The organism is Streptococcus pseudopneumoniae (genome assembly GCF_001072315.1).
GTDB classification, from domain to species: domain Bacteria; phylum Bacillota; class Bacilli; order Lactobacillales; family Streptococcaceae; genus Streptococcus; species Streptococcus pseudopneumoniae_R.
Genome location: NZ_JVLI01000208.1, coordinates 1 through 873 on the forward strand (window position 1 = coordinate 1; position 873 = coordinate 873).

Consider the following 873-nt stretch of genomic DNA (forward strand, 5'->3'; position numbering starts at 1 on the left):
GAAAACGAAAGAACCAACAGTTGAGAAGAGAGTAGTACCATCACCTGTTGTCTATGAAAAAGACGAAAGTCGTGACAAAGATTCAGAACCAGTTAGAAAAGAAGGAACTCCTGGAGAAGACACCATCACCACAACGTACACAGTAGATCCTAATACTGGAAAGATTACAGCAAGTGAAGGTAAACCAGTTCGTACGAAAGAACCAACTAATACTATTGTCAAAGTTCCAGCGAAGGATAAAGTAGAAACAACAGCAATCCCATCACCTAAGAAATATGTGAAAGATGATACACGGGACAAAGATCAACCAAATGTGGAAGAGGCAGGACAATCAGGTTCAAGCACTACCACAACAACATATAGTGTTGATCCTACTACAGGCGCTATTACAGAAAGAGTAGGAAAACCAGTAGTAGTAAATCCAACAGAAACTATTGTTAAAGTCGCAGCGAAGGATAAAGTGGAGACAACAGAACTCCCATCACCTAAGAAATATGTGAAAGATGATACACGCGCCAAAGATCAACCAAATGTGGAAGAGGCAGGACAAGCAGGTTCAAGCACTACTACAACAACATATAGTGTTGATCCTACTACAGGCGCTATTACAGAAAGAGTAGGAAAACCAGTAGTAGTAAATCCAACAGCAACAATTGTCAAAGTCGCAGCGAAGGACAAAGTAGTAGAAGCACCAATTGAACCTGAAGTTGAGTATGTTAGAGATGGTGAACGAGAAGTTGACACACCTAATGAACGCATTCAAGGAGCTAAAGGTAAAACAGTTACAACAACTACTTACGATGTAGATTCAAACGACGGTCATATCACAGAACACGTTGGCAACCCAGTAGTCACCCCAGCAGGTAAGACAAT

Annotated in this window: 1 pseudogene; it reads left to right on the forward strand. The window is 41.0% G+C overall.

The features are described from left to right. Window positions 1–873, forward strand: a pseudogene (locus ADH54_RS10765) (G5 domain-containing protein); the annotation flags it as partial.